We start from the raw sequence: 19,309 nt of genomic DNA, 5'->3' as shown, positions 1-19,309 counted from the left end.
CTGCAGCCCGCCTTCCCCGCGAAGCACAGCTGTGCATGGAAATGATTGCCGACACCTTCCTACCGGGCTCACCCGACGTGATGGAACTCAACCCGGCAGTTAATGTCGTAGCGGCACGGCCGAGGTGGCGGTGGATTTGATGGAGAGCCTATTTGGTAAAACGCCTTGATGAGGCCATGGCTCTTGCCGGCACATTGTCAATCCATTGAAATATTGCTAGAAGGTGGACATGGACTCACGACTTGATGACCTCGATCGTCATCTACTGAGCTTGCTGCAAGCCAATGCCCGAGAGCCGGCGGCCAACCTGGCGCGCAAGTTGAAGGTCGCCAGAACCACGGTTGTCGCACGAATTGCGCGACTGGAGCGCACGGGCATTGTTTCGGGGTATGGCGTTCGTCTCGGACGACAGCTCGAACAAGCCGCAGTGCGAGCATTCTGCGGCCTCAGCGTCAACGCCAAGGGTGCGTCTGCGGTCATGAAGGCGCTAGAGCGTCGGCCCGAGGTGGAGGAGGTTTGGGCAGTCAGCGGCCAGATCGACTACATGGTCCTCCTGCGATGCGACACGCCTGAAAAATTGGACATGATCCTTGATCAGTTAGGACAGATCGACGGCGTCAATCACACACAAACCTCCATGGTGCTTAGCCGAAAAATTGATCGCCGTAGCACAGCCTCGAACAGTGATCAGCCATTCTTACCAAAAAATGGCCTTAACTTCTGACAGTTTCCTTGGAAGTCACTACTGCTGTCCCCCGCATTTCTATTTCATACTCTTTCACCAAGCTTGACCATGGCCGAGCTTCGAAGGGCACGTGGAGCAATCGAGGTACCAGCCAAGAAAGCGCAACCATTTCGCCTCGACGACCTGCGTCGACATCAACGTGACGAATACCTTCGTTAGTCTGACGAAGTGAGGCGTTTTTTCAGCGATCTGCTCTCTACCATCTGCCAACACTCACTTCTATAGTTCTTCCAGCGGGCAATTGTGCTCACAGGAGAAATCAAATGACGAAGTTGAAGTTCAAAAATGTTCTAGTTCTTGGTGCTGGCAAGGTCGGCAGCACCGTGGCGGACATGGTCGCGGAGTACCATGGCTTGCCCGTCACCCTTGCGGATTTGAAACCAGGTCGCGGCGATGAGAGCGATGCGCTGGTCCGCAGAGTATCTCTTAACGTGGAGAGCGCGGAAGATTTGAATGTGGCGCTCTCCGCACATTCGGTTGTCATTAACGCTCTTCCTTTCTACCTCGCTGCGCGCGTTGCGACCCAAGCTGCGAAATGCGGCGTCCACTATTTCGATCTCACCGAGGACGTGGCCGCGACGAAGGCGATCAGGGACATTTCGAAGACGGCTACCTCTGTGCTCATGCCACAGAGCGGGCTCGCACCAGGCGTAATTGGCATGCTTGGCGGCTATCTGGCGGGTCGATTCGACGAGCTGTACGACCTGCGCCTTCGCGTTGGTGCACTCACCCGCAACGCAACGAACAGCCTTCGGTACAACTTCACGTGGAGCATCGACGGCGTTATTAACGAATACTGCAACCCATGTGATGCTATCGTCAACGGCCAACTCTTATCGGTTCAGCCAATGGAAGGGCACGAAACCTTTACGCTCGACGCAGAAGCCTTTGAAGCTTTCAACACATCGGGCGGCCTGGGCACGCTGTGCGAGACCCTGAAGGGGAAGGTTCGCAATCTCGACTACAAGACTATTCGTTATCCCGGCCACCGCGACGCGATGGATTTTCTTCTGCACGATTTGCGCCTGATCGAGCGTCGCGACCTGCTGCGTCAAGTGCTTGAGCATGCAGTTCCACACAGCCGTGAAGACGTTGTGATCCTGTTTGCCTCCGCATCGGGCCTTCGGGACGGTAGGTTCGAACAGGAGACGCGTGTTGGCCGCGTGTTTGGCGCTCCCTTGCGCGGCAAAGATCGTACGGCTATTGAACTCACGACCGCTGCCGGCGTGGTCGGCGTATTCGAGTTGCTGCAGCAGGGCAAGCTTCCGCTTGCCGGTTTCGTCGGCCAGGAGCAGGCACCTCTTGAAGAGTTTCTCTCTACCGAGGTGGGACACTACTACAAGGGCCTTGGCGTCAAGTCTTCTGCAAATGCATCAAAGAACGAGGTTGTGCATACTTTATAGACCGCTGCGAAGCCGGCATCGGGCCAGTTCGTAGGATTTGGTTCATCGTAATGGGGCGTTGTGGTGAATAGGCGAGAAGCTCTCGCCTAGGCCGCCTTCAGCTATGGATGGTTGAGTCGTATTTCGGTTTGCTGACTATCGACAATATGTAGTTATCGATAGCTAGCTGAAAATCCCGCATCTCGTCGAACCATGTTGATCGGCCGCAGAACTAACTGCCTGGCACGCATACGCTTGATCACCGTAGCCAGGCATCAAGGCCGTCCCCCGTGATTAAATGCCCCTGAAAGCGAACTGAGTCAGCGAGTCAACAACAGACAACAAATAGGGGGTCAGTGAATGAAATTCGTACGCTACGGGCCTGATATTCCTGAACGCCTACTGCAGTTGCATGAGGATGGGCGAGTAGTATTTTTTTGTGGCGCTGGAATCTCTTACCCGGCGCGGCTCCCAGACTTCGGTGGATTGGTGGACATGCTGTATGGGGAGCTATCCGTCATCCCAAATGCCGTGCAGTTGGCGGCGATAAAGGTGGGGCAGTTCGACACGGCTGTTGGGCTGTTAGAGGCCGGGGTGATGGGCGGGCGAGAGACGGTGCGCCGTGCAATGGCTTCAGTACTTAAGCCAGATTTTGCAGCGCCGAACGCCACCGCTACGCATGAAGCGTTGCTAACGTTGAGCCAGAACCGGAGTGGCCGGACGCGGCTCATCACAACAAACTTCGACCGTCTTTTTGAGCACTTGATCGACTCCCAGTCGCTCTCGCTGCAAACCTATCAAGCCCCACTGCTTCCGGTGCCCAAAGCAAGGTGGGACGGCTTGGTCTACCTGCATGGCCTGTTATCAGCCGCGCCAAAGCCCGCAGAGTTGGACCGCTTGGTGATTTCTAGCGGGGACTTCGGTTTAGCGTACTTAAGCGCATGGCTTCACGCTGAGTCTCCACCGACCACAGCCACCAGTTCTCACCATCGAGGAGGAAGCGCAAAGCTGTCGTCGGTGGGATGACATCGATGTGCGTACCAGTGAAAAATGACAATCTGCGGAAAACAGGATAAGGCCCGTACGCCCATGCCTCAGCAACAGCTCGAGCCTGCTCAGGTGCTCGAGACGAAGTCGCAACCCAAGCATCACGAGCCAACTCGATCAGAGCAGTCCAGTCATGAAAGTTCCTGTTTTGCGGATGCTTGGATATAGAGGGTTGGTGAGCGTAGCTATGATCCCCCCGTCCATCCGCGTCGCCCAACTCCTGCATCAAATCAAGTGCATCGTGCAGAAGCACGTTGAAGTCGAGTAGTAAATGAGGGAGAGCATCCAGCCAACGCCGATCCTCACGGATGTCGCCCATTCCAGAATGCACATGATCCGATGCCAGCTCTAGCTCCCAATCAACAATAGCCTTGACTCGATCTGTTTCGTCGCTCACTACCGTCTCGTCGGACCAGTGGAACGGCTCGCGCAGCGCAACACAGGGCGCCAAGGCGTCCTTTAACGCCAATCGCACGCTCGCGGTCAGCCCATCCCGTTTAAATTGTTCCCTCCATCTGTAGAGATCGAAGTTGCGCGCCCCGGCTCTCACCCGCCCATTCAGCAACAGGCGCCACAGCGTGCGCATTGCGGCTCGCGGAATCGCTCTGGGAGAGTTGTCGCGAATACGCGCAAGCGCCTTCGCATCACCCGTGCGTTCAAGTTTGGCCAACTCATCGAGGCGCCGCTCTACGAGCCATGTCAACTGGTGGTGCAACCTGCCGCCGCGTTTTACGAGCCACAATAGCAGCTTCGGATCGTCCAGGTGCCGCACTAGCCAGCACGCGAGATGATGCATTGGCGCATCCCATTCGCTGGTCCGGTTCCCGCTATCAGATAGCACCATCCACGGCGCCTTTGTGTAAGGTGCAGGGCGTCGGGTAAAACTGAATTCGAGCTTTTTGTCGGCGTCAGCCAATGCCGGCACGCCAAAACGTCCCAAGTCCTCATGACGATAGAAGTCCTGACTCAGCGGCTCTAGCCAGTCAAGTGACGGAACCGGGTCCAGTTCCGCAAATCGCTTGGCGGGCAAGCCACGCGGATCGCTCAGCGCCCATAACATGCGACCGACAAAGTCATCTTGTTTCGTGGCCGCGAGGGGGCGCCCTATCGCACATTCCACAACAATTCGTTCTTTGCCGCGAACCCCGTCCCGATACGTCTCAGCCCACGCGCGAAGCGTGCTGTGCAAATAGGAATGGTCGTGTCCCTTTCGCTCCCGATACAGAATCGGGGTAACGTTCTTTGCATTCCACTCGTTGGCTCTATCTACCTCTTTTCCGTTCGTATAGCTGCCAAACGCGAACATTTCCGGTGGCGACTCTCCCAGCAACCGGTCCGCCGCCAGCGCATCCATCATGTACCGCAGAACCGGATCGTTGATGCTGTAACCGACAAAGCAAACCGTATAGCCGCGAAACAACTCACTTACGAAGCGCGCCGCCCAGCGTTCCGTTAGTCGTTGCTCTAGCGCCAGTGCTAGCTCGGGAGTCGCTCGATGAGCTGGAAACGGCCATTCTTATTGGGCCGCCGCGCGAGATGTTTAGGGACGACATTGATGCCGAACACTGGGCGCGTCTAGTTAATCGGAATGTATGGCTAGTGTCATAAGGTTTTCCCGTCGAGTTACGTAGACGCCCGTTTTAATGCCTGCTTAGCCACCACCGGACGAAATCCGATAAGTCGGCATGCGTGGAATCGACAGCACTCAAGTGCTGTCCGATGTTCGGGCTACCTTTGGGCTCCCGGAGAACCAGCGCCTTGTGAATGCTTCCATCCACACCCACCATGTAGGGGAGATAGTCATCTACAAAGGCAACTGGCTTCAGCTGCTCCAGAACGTCGGCTTTCGGGCTGCGCCCTTCCAGGGAATGTGCGGTGGCAAACACCTTCTCAATCGGGAAATCGTGCTGGCGTAAATTCCGGAGCCGAGCATCCGCAAGATCTTCTGCTAATGCCGTCACGCAGACCAGGTCGTAACCCTGATCGCGTAAGCGATGGCAGGCTTCGACAGCAGAAGCCAGTGGAGGAATCGTGCTCCAGAAATCGACATCGAAGCAAGCCCGGAACTGCTCCAGCTTTTCTCCGCTAAGCCTTTCGACATCCCATCGATCTATTGCCCAGTAAGCCTGGATGTCTAGTTCTGCGGGATATCTGCCAGTCGCTCTCTCCCAGGCCTTGGCGTAGGCCAGGTTGTAGTCCAGCAGGACCCCATCACCGTCAAGCGCAATAAGAGGTCTTGGGTCCATTGCTAAAAGCTCCTTGGACTGAACGTTCTGGGCAGTACACAACGGACCGTCCGTTAATGCAAATACCTCACGCCACCTTCACATTCCAGCCGTGAGTCCCCATCAAGCGGGATCAGCTCCGCAGGCAGATCATTCACCTCGAGCCATGTACGCACATTGAGCGCGGCTCTTCCCACCGCCTCCTCGACGACCTGGTAGATTTCCCTGGGGGTCAGGTGGGCAATCCGCAGTACCACCTCCCGTTTGGGCGGTGCAAAGTCCGGGGATGCCGTTTTCTCAATCGCGTTAGCCGCCACCGAGAACGCCAGTGTGAGGGCCTGCTCGGCCGTGGGGTGGCCGATGTGAAACTCCCTAAACCGCGACCGCAGCGAGGAGGGGATGAGCATCACGCTGTTCGCGGTGCCAATCCAGGTCACCAGACTGGCGTCGAAGACGAAATCCAGGGAGGCATCGCGAACCTGCGTGGCCGTGCTGGGTTCCAGCAGGCTGTGTAAGGGCGCCAGGGGATCGTCTTTGGTGTCCCGACCCACCTTGTCCAGCTCATCGAGCAGCACCACCGGGTTGGCGCAGTCGCCCAGACACAGGAGATCGAACAAAACGCCTATGGCCGAGTTCGACCACTTTCTGTCCGAGCCCAGTAGGGTGGCATTGGAGACCGCGCCATCCCAGGCGCAGCGGCGGCAGACGGTGCCCAGGGCGGCCGCCAGGTCGCGTGTGAAATGTGACTTGCCCAGCCCCGGTCCGCCGAACAGCAGGATAGGGGGTATCCGCAGGGGTTTTGCATTCGCCCGGCATCGGACGACCTGGATTTTGACGAAATCAATCACCGGCCCAAAATGGGGATGCCGGCCCGCCAGCCTGTCGAAAGGCGCCAGGCTGGGATCGCACTGGAAGGGATTGATGATCCTGCGCAAGGGCCCCTTGGCCTTCAGTCGATCCACGATCTCCAGGTCTCGCACCCTGATCTCCTCATCGGCCATCAGCTTGGTCCGGAGAACCACCGCCTCGGGCTCCGTTGTGGCGTAGACCAGATGTTTGAGCTGGGGGTCGAAATCGATGCCGGGCACAAGCGATTCAGGGGGAGCGGTTTTTGCCGGAACCGGCGCCGCAGCCAAGGCCGGCGCGGCCGCCGCTTTCTCTTCGCTCGCGCGATCGGCCATTTCATACCGGGAGGCCTGCCTTTCCCGGCCTTCCCTGGCTACTTTACGTTTTGCCTCATCCAGCATTCTTGCCTCGTCATTGAAATGATCCACCAGGTGCTGGGGAAGAAAAATCTCAATGCTGCAACTTTGGCTGTCAAGGCTTTCACCGCGAACGGTTCTTCGTATCTTCTCGAAGCCTGACGGCTTCTCATCCATGTCATCGTCACTCATTTCGGACTCCTGCTGATGGGGGAGGAGTCCGAGCCACTTGCCTTAACTAGTCATCCGCAAGCTCTATATGCCCGAACCCCTCTGATTTAAAGAGGAAGCTGGCTTTGCAGGTTTGGACAGACTGGGAATTCATGATGCTGGATCTAATTCCGCGCCGGACCATTCTGCGCAAATGAGGGCGGATTGGCGTGATAGGTGAAGCGCATGCTCATGGCGAGCACCGAGCGCTTGACTGAAGAAGTCGGAGCGACATGAGGCAAGCTATCTTCTTGGGAAGCAAGATAGATTTTGGGTTTTATCGGATGCAACATTGCTGAAACGCCTTTGGGGATTTCCAGATACCAACGAAACGATGATGGGCTGCCTTGTCTTTCGCTCTGCAGCATTTTTGCGCTCACCATTGCGCTAACTTCAGTAGACACCGCTCTTTTTGAATTGTCCAGATCAATTTCATAGTCGAAGAGTGACCTGAGAAAAAACTTAGTGCCGCATTGGGGGACGGGCCGAATTCAGCACTGGCCGCACGGGCGGGCTGCTTGGATAGTCTTCGCGCTGCGCTTGCCTCTCGCGGCTTTGAGCGTATTTTTTTTGCCCATGAGATAGTGCAAACTTATTGTTCAAAAACTCGCGATTGTGCAAACTTATGCATATGCAGCTAAGGCCCGGACCTTCTCAAGCCTGTCTTTGGTCCATTTTTTAGCCATGTAACCGACGTGAGTCGCCTGATTTGTGCGGACTTATGGCTAGAATGATGTCGAAAATATGGTTTGCCCGGCAGATGGGTTTTTCTTTGATCGCAGCAGCGGTCATGCGCGGGAATAGCTCAGTTGGTAGAGCGCAACCTTGCCAAGGTTGAGGTCGAGAGTTCGAGACTCTTTTCCCGCTCCATATTTTCCAAATTGCCTGTAGATCTGTCCATTGCGATAGGCTCTGAACTTGGCGAGTTCACCGCGAATTCACACAGGCGCAATCGCATCAGGCGGCACGTCATTGAAAACCGTCCGCGGCGAATCTCGGGTACTGCGATATAGCCCGGCAATTGGACCAAACCAATACCGGCGCACGCAGCTTCGCAAGCCACTTCGTTGTTATTGACCACATAGCCGCCAGGAACACCGATCGGATATCACTCCTAATTTCTCCCTGCTTTCAAAACTAGCAGGGTGGGGCGCAGGTGGACATTGTCCTGCCGGCCGCTTGACTGCCAGCCTGCTCAGAATCTTTCTTGAATCGGTTCAGCTTGCGTTCATACACGGACGCGCAAGATGTGATCCATGCCAACCCAAGGAGCTTTCATGAAACCTCTCATTTCCACCAAATCGCTCGCAGCAGTTGCGGTCGCACTGGGCGCTTTCGCGGCGGCTTCTGCGGCGCACGCCCGTAGCGACGTGTATTTTTCTGTCGGCGTGCAGTCACCGGGAGTCTACGTGCAGCCGGCGCCTGTGTATGTGCAGCCCCAGCCGGTCTACGTCCAGCCCCGGGCTGTTTACGCGGCACCTCGCCCCGTGTACGTGGAGCCCCAGCCGGTCTACACGCCCGCGCCGGGCCACTATGGGCGCTATGACAGGCAGAACTGGGAACGCCGCGGCCCTTACGGCGACCACGACCGCGATGGCATCGCCAACGTCTACGATCCGGATAGCCCGCGCAACCAGCGGCGCCATGCACGCCTTTACGGCCCTTACGGTGATCTCGACCGCGACGGCATCATGAACCAGGACGACCGCGATCGTGACGGTGACGGCGTTCGCAACCGCTACGACCGCCTCCCGGACGATCCGTACCGCAATTAGCATGGGTCGAGCGCATCTGCGAGCACGCAGCCCCCACGTCGGTGTCAGCACTTGCCAGGGGCAGCGGGTTTTTTGAGTCAACTTTTCCGCGCCGTCCTTAACTGAAGCAGCGCAAATTCCAGGAGTCGGCACGACTTCAGGCAGAAACGCCTTGCCCTGCGTGCACCAAACTGACCGGAACTGCGCCGGGATAGATTCCCGGCGTAGCATCCATGACTAGAAAGCGCCGCCAAAATATGTTCTCGAGGTCTGGTGTATGGCTACGAACATAGTGTTCCGTCATTGCTCGATTTTTGTGTCCTGGCAGCGTTTGCGAATGAGCCAGATCACCAGTACCCGGGTCCGGCTTGTACGCCAGCCTACGAGTACGGCTACGAAGATGAGCGCGCCCGCAGACGGGCTGAATGGCGTCATCGGCACTGGAGGAGCCACCATGATTGGGATCAGTACCAATCCCCCCAATCGCGCGGCCGCGACTGGGACTGACGGGCACGGCTTTGGCCCAGCCGGCTGAGATTCCTGCCGGCCAGCGGTTGCACCGAACTCTCCAACTACAACCGCTGGATTGGCTCCAAGGCCTTCCCCATAATCCGGCACCGTCCTACAGTGGCCCGGCCGTGAGACCCTCACCATCTACCTCAGCAGCATTGACTTCGCATTATGTGAACAGGCCCTGGTCCAACCAAGGACACTTCCTCAGTGCTACCGCGATCGCAGGGCGCATTTCAGTCGAACGCAAAGCCTCCAACAGGGATTCATCATGGACAGGCCATCGCTGCGCAAACTCTTCGGAATTTTTTTTCTGGGCCTCTGCGCCTTCGCGCTGAGTGGATGGGCGTATGCCGACCCGCCATCGCGTGTGGCGCGGCTGGCCTATGTCAGTGGCGCCGTGAGCTTTTCGCCCGGTGGCGAAAACGACTGGGTCCGAGCGACCGTCAATCGGCCGTTGATCACGGGCGACAGGTTGTGGGCCGATGCCGGTTCGCGCAGCGAACTGCAACTGGGCGGCGCCGCGATCCGCATGGGCTCCCACACCAGCGTGACCTTGCTGAACGTCGATGACCGCATTGCGCAAGTCCAGTTGACGCAGGGCACCCTGAACATCCGCATCTGGCGATTCGACCGCAATCACGCCTTCGAAATAAACACTCCGAATCTCGCCTATTCCATCCGCAGCCCCGGCAGCTATCGCATTCACGTCGATCCCAACGGTGATTCGACCGTCGTGATGGTCCGGGCCGGCCAGGCCGAGGTTTACGGCGAGGGGCGGGCCTTTGTCATCAGGGCCGGCCAGGGCTTTGAGTTTTTCGGCACCGGCCTGCGCGACTACGACAGTTTCGCGCTGGCTCCTGCCGATGACTTCGACCGCTGGTCCAGCGCGCGTGACCTGCGCTGGGAGAACTCGGCATCCGCGCGCTACGTTTCGCGCGACCTGATCGGCTACGAGGACCTGGATGAATATGGAACGTGGCGGGAGGTGGCGGGCTACGGTCACGTGTGGACACCCGCGCGTGTCGCCGTCGGTTGGGCACCTTATCGCGACGGGCACTGGGCCTGGGTCGAACCCTGGGGCTGGACCTGGGTGGATGACGCACCCTGGGGATTCGCGCCGTCGCACTACGGCCGCTGGGCCAACATCGGCGGTGCATGGGCCTGGGTGCCCGGGCCGGTCGCGGCCCGGCCTGTCTACGCGCCGGCACTGGTAGTCTTTGTCGGCGGCAGCAACTTCAGCATCTCGCTCAACCTTGGCGGCGGGGGCGCGGTTGCGTGGTTTCCGCTCGGGCCGCGCGACGTCTACCGGCCATCCTATCCGGTCAGCCGCGAGTATTTCACCAGCGTCAACACCAGCAACACCATCATCAACACGACGAACATCACGAATGTGTACAACAACACCAACGTGACCAACGTGGTCTACGTCAACCAGCAGGTGCCCGGAGCCGTGGTGGCCGTTCCCACCACGGCCTTCGTGCAATCCAGGCCAGTCGCGCGCGAGGCGGTGCGTGTGACGCAGGACATGGTGGCCACTTCGCCTGTGATGGCGGTTGCGCCGCTGGCGCCTGTGCGCACCAGTGTCCTGGGCGCGGCTGCGCCCAGTGCGAAGCCACCGGAGCCGGCGACAGCTCGACCCGTGGTGGCCAAGACCGCCCCGCCGCCGGCACCACCGTCGTTTGCAAGCCGGCAGAGTGCCCTCGCGGCCAATCCCGGGAAGCCGCTTGACGCGGCAGCCGTGAGTGCCCTGAGACCCGCCGCGGCGCCCCCGGCAACTACGGTAACGATTGTGACGCCGCCCCAGTCAGCAGCGTTGCCGCCTCCGCCTCCGCCCACGCCCAGGGCGCCTGGTGCCGCCGCGCCAGAGAGAACGCGGCCGGGTGCGGCTCAAGCGCCCATGCCGGGAACGCCAGTGCCGTCTGTGCCACCCGGAGCCGGCAGTGCCGAGCGCAAGCCGTCGGCGCAAGAGGAGCGGTCGCGCCAGCCCGGATCCCCACCGCGACCCGAACTGCCCCGGCCTGGATCCCCGCCGGCCGCCGCGCCTGCAGCACCAGTCCCCGCAGCACCAGTCCCTGACGCCACCAAGCCCGCGGAAGAAGCAAAGCCCTCGCGTCCGCCTGCGATCGGGCCCCGCAATGTGCCCGCAGGCCCGTCGGCGCAAGAGGAGCGCGCGCGCCAGCCCGGATTCCCACAGCGACCCGAAGTGCCCCGGCCTGGATCCCCGCCGGCGGCCGCGCCTGCAGCACCAGTCCCTGTAGCACCAGTCCCTGACGCCACCAAGCCCGCGGAAGAAGCAAGGCCCTCGCGACCGCCTGCGATCGCGCCTCGCAATGTGCCCGCGCCCGTACAAAGGCCCGCAGAACTGAAACCCGAGCCCGTGCCCGTCCCGCCAGCCCCTCGGGCGAGCGGCCCGGTCGCTGCGCCCCCGTCACAACCAGCCGCTGTTGGGGATACGCCTGGCCGGCGGCAACGTCCCGAAGTGGGCAGGGCAGCCGACAGGCGAGAGGCGGCGAGCGAGGCGAAAAGAGCTGAGGAGCAACGCCGGCGGGCTGAAGAAGAACGGGGACCCCGCCCGTAGCGCCGTGGATGGGGTGATCTGACGGGCGCCGCCTGCCGTCGCTCAGCGTTCCCGGAAAGGACGTGACGTCCTCGATTTCATCGTCGTCACCTGCCAGAGCGAAAACAGCAGCGCGCGCTTGAGCAGGAAGCTGGGCGTGGGCGGAGATGGGCAGCCGGCACAGCAGCCGCGCCAGACCCTAATGCGTGAACGTCAGGTTGAAGTCCGGCTTTGCTGTGTCTGCGCGCTGTTTCAGGCGGGCGCTGCCTGGCCAGCGCTAGTACTCCGACCCAGAAATATCGAAACATGAAAGCGCGCCTTCGACCCCATGCCGTCGTTGCAAATCCTCGCCATAGCTACGGCTATGTCTGCGGTTTGCGCCTAGGCCTGGGCCCGAATCCATCGCCTTCATTGTGTTCCGATACCTCTGTGTCGAAGTGCTAGAGTGGCTTGCTCGCAGGTCGGATCGGAAGGCAGCTTCATCGCTTGAGTATGTTGCAATGTATAGGCATTTGTCGGCAATTGACTTGCAACAGCAACATGTGAACAGCGGAGCTTGCGGATGCTAACCGGGTGCGATGTGTCCAGCCGCACAGAGTTCCAGGCCGAGCGCCGTCACATGGCGCAGGCGTGGGCGGACTACCCGGACAGCCTGAGGCGCGGCGCCGACGTTCTGCCATTCAGGACGCGGCGTACCCGCTGAACTCCTGAATGTCCCGCACTGGGACATGCGCCTTTCAAACCGGCGGTCCGCTGGATGTGTCGGTTTTTTCCGCAGCCGGAAATCAGCAAAAGCAGGCATTAATTGGTTGACGACAACACGGAAAGCTTTGAAAGACTGCTTGCAGCGGAGTGCTTCAGAACTCCGCCTTTTCGCCAGGCTTGAGTGGAAGCACGCGCGTTCCGGAATCGCCCAGTGCGCGCATGTATTCCGTCGGTGTTCCCCGGCCCAGCGGATTGGCGCCATAGTGCATTGGAATCACGGTCTTGGGCTTGAGCCATTCGCGGGTGGCGTAGGCGGCGTCGGCGGGGCCCATGGTGAAGTGGCCGCCGATCGGCATCAGTACGAGGTCCGGTTTGTAATACTCGGCGATGAAACGCATGTCGCTGAAAAGGCCAGTGTCACCCATGTGGTAGATGCGAAACCCGTTCTCCAGCTCAATGATAAAACCGACCGGTTCTCCGCCAGGGTGTGATTCGTCTTTACCCGTGGAAGGATTTTTCCAGACAATGACGGAGGAGTGCTCTGCCTTGACTGCCGTTACCTTGATGCCTGGCGCCGGCGTGATGGTGCCGCTCTTGTTGAAACGCGGCACCAGGTTGGGCGGAAGAATGCCCAGAAGACCCACGGTCTGGTTCATGTCGCCCGGTGCATGCATCGGAACCTGATTGAGTAAGGCGAGCTCCGGCGCGTCGGCAAAATGGTCCCAGTGGCCGTGCGTCACGAGGATGACGTCGACCTTGCCCAAGGCCTGCAGGTTCTTGTACTCGGCGGGCGTCAGCGGGTTCAGTTTCAGCCAGGGGTCGGTGACGATGACCTTGCCGCCCGGTGTGCTGATGCGAAAGGCGGATTGCCCCAGCCACAGCACCTCGGTCTTGCCCGTTGCCGGTTGCGCCCACGCGCAGTGCAAGAGCGGCGCCGCGAGACAGGCAAGAAGTACACGGAGCAGTTTCCTCATCGGTTGCACTCTCTTTTTGAAATCAGTCGAGCTTGATCTGGGCGCTTTTGATCACCTTCTCCCAGCGCGGAATCTCTTTGCCGATCAGTTGGCTGAAGACCTGTGGCGAGGGAGGTGTTGCTTCAGCGCCTTCGGCGGCCAGGCGTGTCCGAACCTCTTCGCTCGCCAGCGCCTTGTTGACGCTCTGGTTGAGTAGCGCCACGATGTCCGGGGGCGTGCCTGCTGGCGCCACGAGCCCGTACCATTGGTCGGCCTCGAAGCCCTTCGTTCCTGCCACGCCGCTCTCGGCAACGGTCGGCACGTCAGGCAACAGCGCCAGGCGCTTCGAACTGGAGACGGCCAGCGCGCGGATCTTGCCGGCCTTGATGTGCGGCAGAAGCGCCGGGACGCCGGTGAAGAGCATTTGCACCTGCCCCGCCAGCAAGTCGGTCACGGAAGGTGCGGTGCCACGATAGGGGATGTGCAGGAAGGAGGTGCCCGTCTGCATCTTGAAGTACTCCATCGTGGTGTGCGCCGCACTGCCATTGCCGCCGGAGCCATAGGCAAGCTGCCCGGGCCTGGTCTTCGCCAGCGCAACCAATTCTTTCAGGCTGCGCGCCGGCAGAGAGTCATGCACCACCAGCAGATTCGGCACGCGCGCAATCCAGGCCACGGGCGCGAAGCTCCGCACCGGGTCGTACCCCAGCTTGGGATACAGCGAGGGGTTGATCGCCAGCGTGCCGATATGCCCCATGAGCAGTGTGTAGCCGTCGGCGGTTGATCGCGCGGCCTTTTCTGCGCCGAGCGAGCCGCCCGCGCCCGGCACGTTCTCCACCACGACGGCTTGATTGAGGAGCCGCCCAAGCTCCACACCGATAGCACGCGCCAGGACGTCGCTCGAGCCGCCGGGCGTGAACGGGACGATGATTCGAATGGGCTTGGCCGGGAATGCCTGCGCGAGGACCTGGAAGCCCGGGATGGCCAGTAGTCCCGCGGCAATGCGGGCAACGGCGCTACGTCGATGGGGGTTGATGGTCATGGAGATGTTGTGTAAAAAAGTGACTGGATATGAATGCATGCCCGCGAAGATCAGGAACGGCGTATCAATTTCCCCAGTACAGGCGCGTCGGGTTGTCCACCAGCAGCTTGCGCTGCAGCTCTGCGGTCGTCGCGATGTGCGGGATGAAGTCGACCAGCAGCCCGTCGTCGGGCATGTGGTCCTTCAAATTGGGATGCGGCCAGTCGGTACCCCAAAGGACGCGATCGGGAAAAGTCTCGACGATGCGCCGTGCGAATGGCACGACGTCGCGATAGGCGTCCCGCTCGCCATGGCGTGCCGGGGGGCCGGCGACGCTGAGTCGCTCCGGGCAGCTCACCTTCGACCAGACGTTCGGGTGCTCGCGCATGAATCTCACGAACAGCGCGAACTCCGGGCCATCGATGGGTTTGCTCACATCCGGCCGGCCCATGTGGTCCACGACCACAGTCGTCGGCAGCGCAGTGAAGAAGTCCCACAGCTCCGGCAGATCGACCGCTTCGAAGTAAATCACCACATGCCAGCCCAGCGGCGCGATTTGCTCGGCAATTTCCTTCAGCTCATCCTTGGGCGTGAAATCGACCAGACGCTTGACGAAGTTGAAGCGCACGCCACGCACACCGGCCGCGTTCATCGCATGCAGCTCATCGTCGGTGACACTGCGCTTGACCGTCACCACGCCGCGCGCGCGGCCTGCGGAATGCGCCAGCGCGTCCAGCAGTGCGCTGTTGTCGGCGCCGTGGCACGTCGCCTGCACGATCACGTTCTTGTCGAAGCCAAGGTGGTCCCGCAAGGCGAACAGCTGCTGTTTGCTGGCGTCGCATGGCGTGTACTTGCGCTCGGGTGCGAAGGGGAACTGCGCGCCCGGCCCGAAGACGTGGCAGTGCGCATCGACGCTACCGGGTGGCAGCTTGAATTGCGGTTGGCTGGGGCCGGCGTACCAATCCAGCCAACCGGGTGTTTTTTCAAATTTCATGCAGGGCTCAATCGATGTACTTCAGGCCGGCCTTCTCAAGCGGCTCGCGCATCCTGTACATGTCCAGGCCCAGCACACCTGCGGCGAGCTTGGCCCGTTTTTCCCCTTCCAGGGCTTCGCGGGTCGCGGCGGCTTCAGCGGTCTTCACGGCCCAATCCGCGGGAACCACGGTGACGCCGTCGTCATCCGCAACGATCACGTCACCGGGATTGACCAGCGCGCTCGCGCAAACGACGGGGATGTTCACGGAGCCGAGCGTGGCCTTGATGGTGCCCTTGGCGCTGATCGCCTTGCTCCAGACCGGGAAGCCCATCTCTTTCAGCGTTTTGATGTCGCGGCAGCCCGCGTCGATGACCAGCGCGACTGCGCCACGCGCCATGAACGAGGTAGCGAGCAGGTCACCGAAATAGCCGTCGGTGCATTCGGCCGTGATGGCGGCCACGACGACATCGCCGGGCTGGATCTGTTCGGCAACCACATGCATCATCCAGTTGTCGCCCGGATGCAGCAGTACCGTCACAGCCGGGCCTGCGACCTGCGCGCCGGGATAGATGGGCCGCATATAGGGTTTCATCAGGCCGACCCGGCCCATGGCTTCGTGCGATGTGGCCGAGCCGACGCGGCCCAGCGTTTCAATGGCGCCGCGGTCTGCGCGAACGATGTTGCGTTTGACGATTCCGAGTGTCGTCATGGTCAGAGTCCTTTCGCTTTCAACAGCGCATCGAGCCGCGGGAAGACTCGCCGCGAATTGCCTTCGTAAATCTGGTGTCTGTCTTCATCGCTCAGGATCTTCGAGGCCTGGATGTAGCGTTGGGTGTCGTCGTAGTAGTGGCCGGTCTGCGGATCGATGCCACGGACGGCGCCGATCATTTCGGACGCGAACAAGACGTTCTTCACCGGGATCACGGTGTTGAGTAGGTCGATGCCCGGCTGGTGGTACACGCAGGTGTCGAAGAAGATGTTGTTCAGCAGGTGTTCGGACAGCAGCGGCTTCTTCAGCTCCTGGGCGAGGCCGCGAAAGCGCCCCCAGTGGTAGGGTACTGCGCCGCCGCCATGTGGAATCAGAAAGCGAAGTGTCGGGAAGTCCTTGAACAGGTCGGAGGTCAGGCACTGCATGAAGGCCGTCGTATCCGCGTTCAGGTAGTGCGCGCCGGTGGTGTGAAAGCACGCGTTGCAGCTGGTGCTGACGTGAATCATCGCCGGCAGGTCGTACTCGACCATCTTCTCGTAGATGGGGTACCAGTGCTTGTCCGAAAGCGGCGGAGAATTCCAGTGGCCGCCAGAAGGATCGGGGTTCAGGTTGATGCCGACGCTGCCGTATTCCTTGACGCATTTCTCCAGTTCCGCAATGCACGTCTTGGGGTCCACGCCGGGCGACTGCGGCAGCATGGCGACCGGCACGAAGTGGTCCGGGAACAGCCTGCTGACGCGAAAGCAGAGTTCGTTGCAAATCGCCGCCCAGGTCGACGACACATTGAAGTCACCGATGTGATGGGCCATGAAGCTCGCGCGCGGCGAGAACAAGGTGATGTCGCTGCCGCGCTCTTTCATCAGGCGCAGCTGGTTGCTCTCGATGGACTCGCGCAGTTCGTCGTCGCTGATTTTCAGGTCCGACGCCTTCGGCATCATTGACGGATCCTTGATGCCCGCAATCTGCCTGTTGCGCCATTCCTCCAGCGCCTTGGGCGCGGTGGTGTAGTGGCCGTGGCAATCGATGATCATTGTGTTTTCCTTGTGATTCAGGCGGGTTCCATGCCGTGACGGCGCTTCGCTTCGGCAGCGGCACGTGAACCCATGAAGTCGAGCATGCGGCGCACTTCCTGGCCGTGCGTCGATGCACAGCAAAGGCCCGCGGAGAAGGTGGTGGTGATCTGGATGGCGGGGGGCAATCGGCCGACCACGTCGATGCCCTCGAGGTGCATCAGTTCGCTCAGCTGCTGAAAGCCCAGAGCCACCTCGCCGCGCGCGACCAATTCGCCGACCGGAACGCCAGGCGGCGCATGCACGATGCGTGGCTGGATCTCGGAGGCGATCCCCCAGCGCTCAAAGAGTTGTGTCAGCGCCACGCCGCTTGGGCCCGTGGAGTAGCCGATCGTCTCGGCCTCTTGCACCGCGCGACGCACGGCGCCCTCGGTGGCGATGTCCGGCCTTGGTGAGCCGGCACGCACAGCGACGGCGACATCCGAATGGACCAGGTCGATCTGGCTGCCCTCGACCACACAGCCCGATGCGACGAGTTTGTCGATCGCGCTGGACGCCAGAAAGACGACGTCGAATGGCTCCCCGGCTTCGACCCGGCGAGCCGCGTCGAGGCCGCCGACAGATTCAATGTCGACGGCGTCGCCTGAACGATGCGTATATGCCGCAGCCAATTCGCCAAGCACCAGGCGGGTGGCCATGGACGAAATTCCCTTGATCGATGCCATGCGGCAATTTTGCTTCGCACCGCATCTCACATGGAAGCCATCAGCCGCACTATCAGCTAGAACAATCGGTTATACCTGACCGCCCGCTTTGTCGCTAAACTGTGATTCATGGACCTTCGGCAGCTGGAGTACTTTGTTCGTGTCGCCGAGCTGGGCAGCTTTACGCGGGCCGCGCTCGCACTGGATATTGCGCAGCCAGCGCTCAGCCGTCAGGTTCGGCTGCTCGAAGTGGAATTGCGCCAGAGTCTGCTGACCCGCAACGGCAGGGGTGCCGTGCCTACCGATGCCGGCAGGCTTCTGCTGGAGCACGGACGCGGCATTTTGCATCAGGTCGAGCGTGCACGCGAGGAACTGGGCCGCGTACGCGGCGCTCTCGCCGGCCGGGTTGCAATCGGCCTGCCGCCCAGTGTGGCCAAGGCGCTCACTGTTCCGCTTCTTCGCGAAGTTCGAAAGCGCATGCCGGAAGCCGCACTGTCCGTCACGGAGGGCCTATCGGTGGCGATGCATGAGTCGCTCATCAACGGTCGGCTAGATATCGCATTGCTGTACAACGCCGTCCAGACGCCCGACGTGGAACTTACCCCCTTGCTCGAAGAGCAACTATTCGTGGTACAGCGCAGGACCGGCAAGGCACTGCCCGCGGCGAAGGCGAGGGCGATATCGCTGCGCGAAGTAGCCAGCCTGCCGCTGGTGATTCCGAGCCGCCCCAATGCGATCAGGATGCTCGTGGAAACCGAGATGGCCCACCTGGGTTGCCGGCCGCAGGTGGCTCTGGAGATCGATGGCGTTGCAGCGATTCTCGATCTGGTCGAGGACGGCGCGGGCAGTGCCATCTTGCCACGCAATGCCGTCGCCACCGCCGCGCGACCGCAGGCTTTCGTGACACGGCCGATCAGCGCGCCCAGCCTGCGTACCAAGCTGGTGATGGCGATGAGCTCGCGGCGCCCGGCGACACTCACGCAAAAGGCGATGCTGGAACTGATCCAGAAAATGGCTCTGAAGCTGCTGGCCCAATGAGTGCCGCCCGGCCGCCAATCTCAAGGGTTGGTACAAGCGAAGCTCGAGGAAGAGTTACCTCAATCAAGCGATGACCTGGTGGCGCGGATCACGTCAGCCATCGCGGCTGATTCATCCTTGATGTAGCGGGCAAAGCCATCGCGCGTGGTGGGAAACGGCTCGTAGCCGAAGCTGGCGAACTTCTCCAGCACGCTGGGTTCGGACAAGGCCTTTTCGATGTCGCGGCGAATTTTGTCTGTCACCGCGCGAGGAAGATTGGGAGGGGCCGCCAGCGTGGTCCAGCCGCTGACCTCGAAGTTTGGCGGGCCGCCCGCCTCGCCGAAGGTCGGAACATCCGGGAAGGCCGCGAGCCGCTTGGGCGCGGCCACGGCCAGGTAGCCGAGTTTGCCGGCGCGGTACAGCGAGCCGGTGCTTCCGCTGGAGCCCAGTGCGAACGATAGCTCGCCATTGGCTACCGAGGTGTAGAGCGGCGCATCAAGTCAATCCTGCAAATAGTGCACTGCGCTGACCGCTGACCGCTGACCGAGGCGATCAGGATGAGCTATGCCTTTTTCATCTATC

General features: G+C 60.7%; 18 protein-coding genes, 1 tRNA gene and 1 pseudogene. 9 read left to right on the top strand and 11 right to left on the bottom strand.

Going from position 1 to position 19,309, the window contains the following annotated elements:
- Positions 1–17: 17 nt before the first annotated feature.
- The 4 genes and pseudogenes from BPRO_RS30560 to BPRO_RS30945 all read left to right on the top strand — a co-directional run.
- Positions 18–169 (top strand): annotated as a pseudogene (locus tag BPRO_RS30560) (arginase); the annotation flags it as partial.
- A 60-nt stretch (positions 170–229) separates the two neighbouring features.
- A complete protein-coding gene (locus tag BPRO_RS21650; RefSeq protein ID WP_011485210.1) occupies positions 230–724 on the top strand; it encodes an Lrp/AsnC family transcriptional regulator in 495 nt (164 codons plus the stop codon).
- A gap of 284 nt (positions 725–1,008) precedes the next feature.
- Positions 1,009–2,148, top strand: coding sequence for a saccharopine dehydrogenase family protein (locus BPRO_RS21645; RefSeq protein ID WP_011485209.1), 1,140 nt, complete (start codon positions 1,009–1,011; stop codon positions 2,146–2,148).
- A 339-nt stretch (positions 2,149–2,487) separates the two neighbouring features.
- The gene (locus BPRO_RS30945; RefSeq protein ID WP_369794608.1) at positions 2,488–3,153 is read left to right on the top strand and encodes an SIR2 family protein; all 666 of its coding nucleotides are present in this window, start codon (positions 2,488–2,490) and stop codon (positions 3,151–3,153) included.
- On the opposite strand, the gene BPRO_RS21640 is transcribed toward BPRO_RS30945, so the two are convergent.
- The 4 genes from BPRO_RS21640 to BPRO_RS29780 all read right to left on the bottom strand — a co-directional run bounded on the left by BPRO_RS21640 (position 3,035) and on the right by BPRO_RS29780 (position 7,194).
- The gene (locus tag BPRO_RS21640; RefSeq protein WP_011485208.1) at positions 3,035–4,594 is read right to left on the bottom strand and encodes an SIR2 family protein; all 1,560 of its coding nucleotides are present in this window, start codon (positions 4,592–4,594) and stop codon (positions 3,035–3,037) included. The two genes, BPRO_RS30945 and BPRO_RS21640, sit on opposite strands and share 119 nt — an antisense overlap.
- Positions 4,595–4,814: 220 nt before the next feature.
- Entirely contained in the window at positions 4,815–5,420 is a 606-nt protein-coding gene (locus BPRO_RS21635; protein ID WP_011485207.1) for an HAD family hydrolase, read from the bottom strand.
- Between the two features lie 53 nt (positions 5,421–5,473).
- Complete coding sequence (locus BPRO_RS21630) at positions 5,474–6,793, bottom strand: AAA family ATPase (RefSeq protein ID WP_011485206.1); 1,320 nt, start codon at positions 6,791–6,793, stop codon at positions 5,474–5,476.
- Positions 6,794–6,936: 143 nt separating this feature from the next.
- Positions 6,937–7,194 carry a hypothetical protein gene (locus BPRO_RS29780; RefSeq protein WP_157045847.1) on the bottom strand — a complete coding sequence of 86 codons (258 nt, stop codon included), beginning with the start codon at positions 7,192–7,194 and terminating at the stop codon, positions 6,937–6,939.
- 411 nt (positions 7,195–7,605) lie between these two features.
- Between BPRO_RS29780 and BPRO_RS21625 the strand changes: the two genes are divergently transcribed.
- The 4 genes from BPRO_RS21625 (at position 7,606) to BPRO_RS30185 (ending at position 12,338) form a co-directional block, all read left to right on the top strand.
- Positions 7,606–7,681 (top strand) — tRNA-Gly (locus tag BPRO_RS21625).
- Between the two features lie 407 nt (positions 7,682–8,088).
- The gene (locus BPRO_RS21620; protein WP_011485205.1) at positions 8,089–8,586 is read left to right on the top strand and encodes a hypothetical protein; all 498 of its coding nucleotides are present in this window, start codon (positions 8,089–8,091) and stop codon (positions 8,584–8,586) included.
- Between the two features lie 760 nt (positions 8,587–9,346).
- Entirely contained in the window at positions 9,347–11,656 is a 2,310-nt protein-coding gene (locus tag BPRO_RS21615) for a DUF6600 domain-containing protein (RefSeq protein WP_011485204.1), read from the top strand.
- A gap of 541 nt (positions 11,657–12,197) precedes the next feature.
- Positions 12,198–12,338 carry a hypothetical protein gene (locus BPRO_RS30185; RefSeq protein ID WP_198140957.1) on the top strand — a complete coding sequence of 47 codons (141 nt, stop codon included), beginning with the start codon at positions 12,198–12,200 and terminating at the stop codon, positions 12,336–12,338.
- 154 nt (positions 12,339–12,492) lie between these two features.
- On the opposite strand, the gene BPRO_RS21610 is transcribed toward BPRO_RS30185, so the two are convergent.
- The 6 genes from BPRO_RS21610 to BPRO_RS21585 form a co-directional block, all read right to left on the bottom strand.
- Positions 12,493–13,314 (bottom strand): metal-dependent hydrolase, encoded by an 822-nt coding sequence (locus BPRO_RS21610; protein ID WP_011485203.1) that lies wholly within the window; start codon positions 13,312–13,314, stop codon positions 12,493–12,495.
- Between the two features lie 22 nt (positions 13,315–13,336).
- Positions 13,337–14,332 (bottom strand): Bug family tripartite tricarboxylate transporter substrate binding protein, encoded by a 996-nt coding sequence (locus BPRO_RS21605; RefSeq protein ID WP_041389005.1) that lies wholly within the window; start codon positions 14,330–14,332, stop codon positions 13,337–13,339.
- A 64-nt stretch (positions 14,333–14,396) separates the two neighbouring features.
- Positions 14,397–15,305: an amidohydrolase family protein gene (locus BPRO_RS21600; protein ID WP_011485201.1), complete on the bottom strand. Its 909-nt coding sequence runs from the start codon at positions 15,303–15,305 to the stop codon at positions 14,397–14,399.
- A 7-nt stretch (positions 15,306–15,312) separates the two neighbouring features.
- Positions 15,313–15,996 (bottom strand): 4-carboxy-4-hydroxy-2-oxoadipate aldolase/oxaloacetate decarboxylase, encoded by a 684-nt coding sequence (gene ligK, locus BPRO_RS21595; RefSeq protein ID WP_011485200.1) that lies wholly within the window; start codon positions 15,994–15,996, stop codon positions 15,313–15,315.
- A 2-nt stretch (positions 15,997–15,998) separates the two neighbouring features.
- Positions 15,999–17,027, bottom strand: coding sequence for an amidohydrolase family protein (locus BPRO_RS21590; RefSeq protein WP_011485199.1), 1,029 nt, complete (start codon positions 17,025–17,027; stop codon positions 15,999–16,001).
- Between the two features lie 17 nt (positions 17,028–17,044).
- A complete protein-coding gene (locus BPRO_RS21585) occupies positions 17,045–17,731 on the bottom strand; it encodes a substrate-binding domain-containing protein (protein ID WP_041389004.1) in 687 nt (228 codons plus the stop codon).
- Between the two features lie 108 nt (positions 17,732–17,839).
- Here BPRO_RS21585 and BPRO_RS21580 point away from each other — a divergent pair, with 108 nt between their 5' ends.
- Positions 17,840–18,748, top strand: coding sequence for a LysR substrate-binding domain-containing protein (locus BPRO_RS21580; RefSeq protein WP_011485197.1), 909 nt, complete (start codon positions 17,840–17,842; stop codon positions 18,746–18,748).
- 59 nt (positions 18,749–18,807) lie between these two features.
- On the opposite strand, the gene BPRO_RS21575 is transcribed toward BPRO_RS21580, so the two are convergent.
- Complete coding sequence (locus BPRO_RS21575) at positions 18,808–19,149, bottom strand: tripartite tricarboxylate transporter substrate-binding protein (protein ID WP_369794718.1); 342 nt, start codon at positions 19,147–19,149, stop codon at positions 18,808–18,810.
- Positions 19,150–19,309: the final 160 nt, after the last annotated feature.

It is taken from the genome of Polaromonas sp. JS666, from assembly GCF_000013865.1.
Classification (GTDB): Bacteria; Pseudomonadota; Gammaproteobacteria; order Burkholderiales; family Burkholderiaceae_C; genus Polaromonas.
The sequence above is the reverse complement of the archived record's forward strand: the minus strand, read 5'-3'. Positions and strand labels throughout refer to the sequence as shown.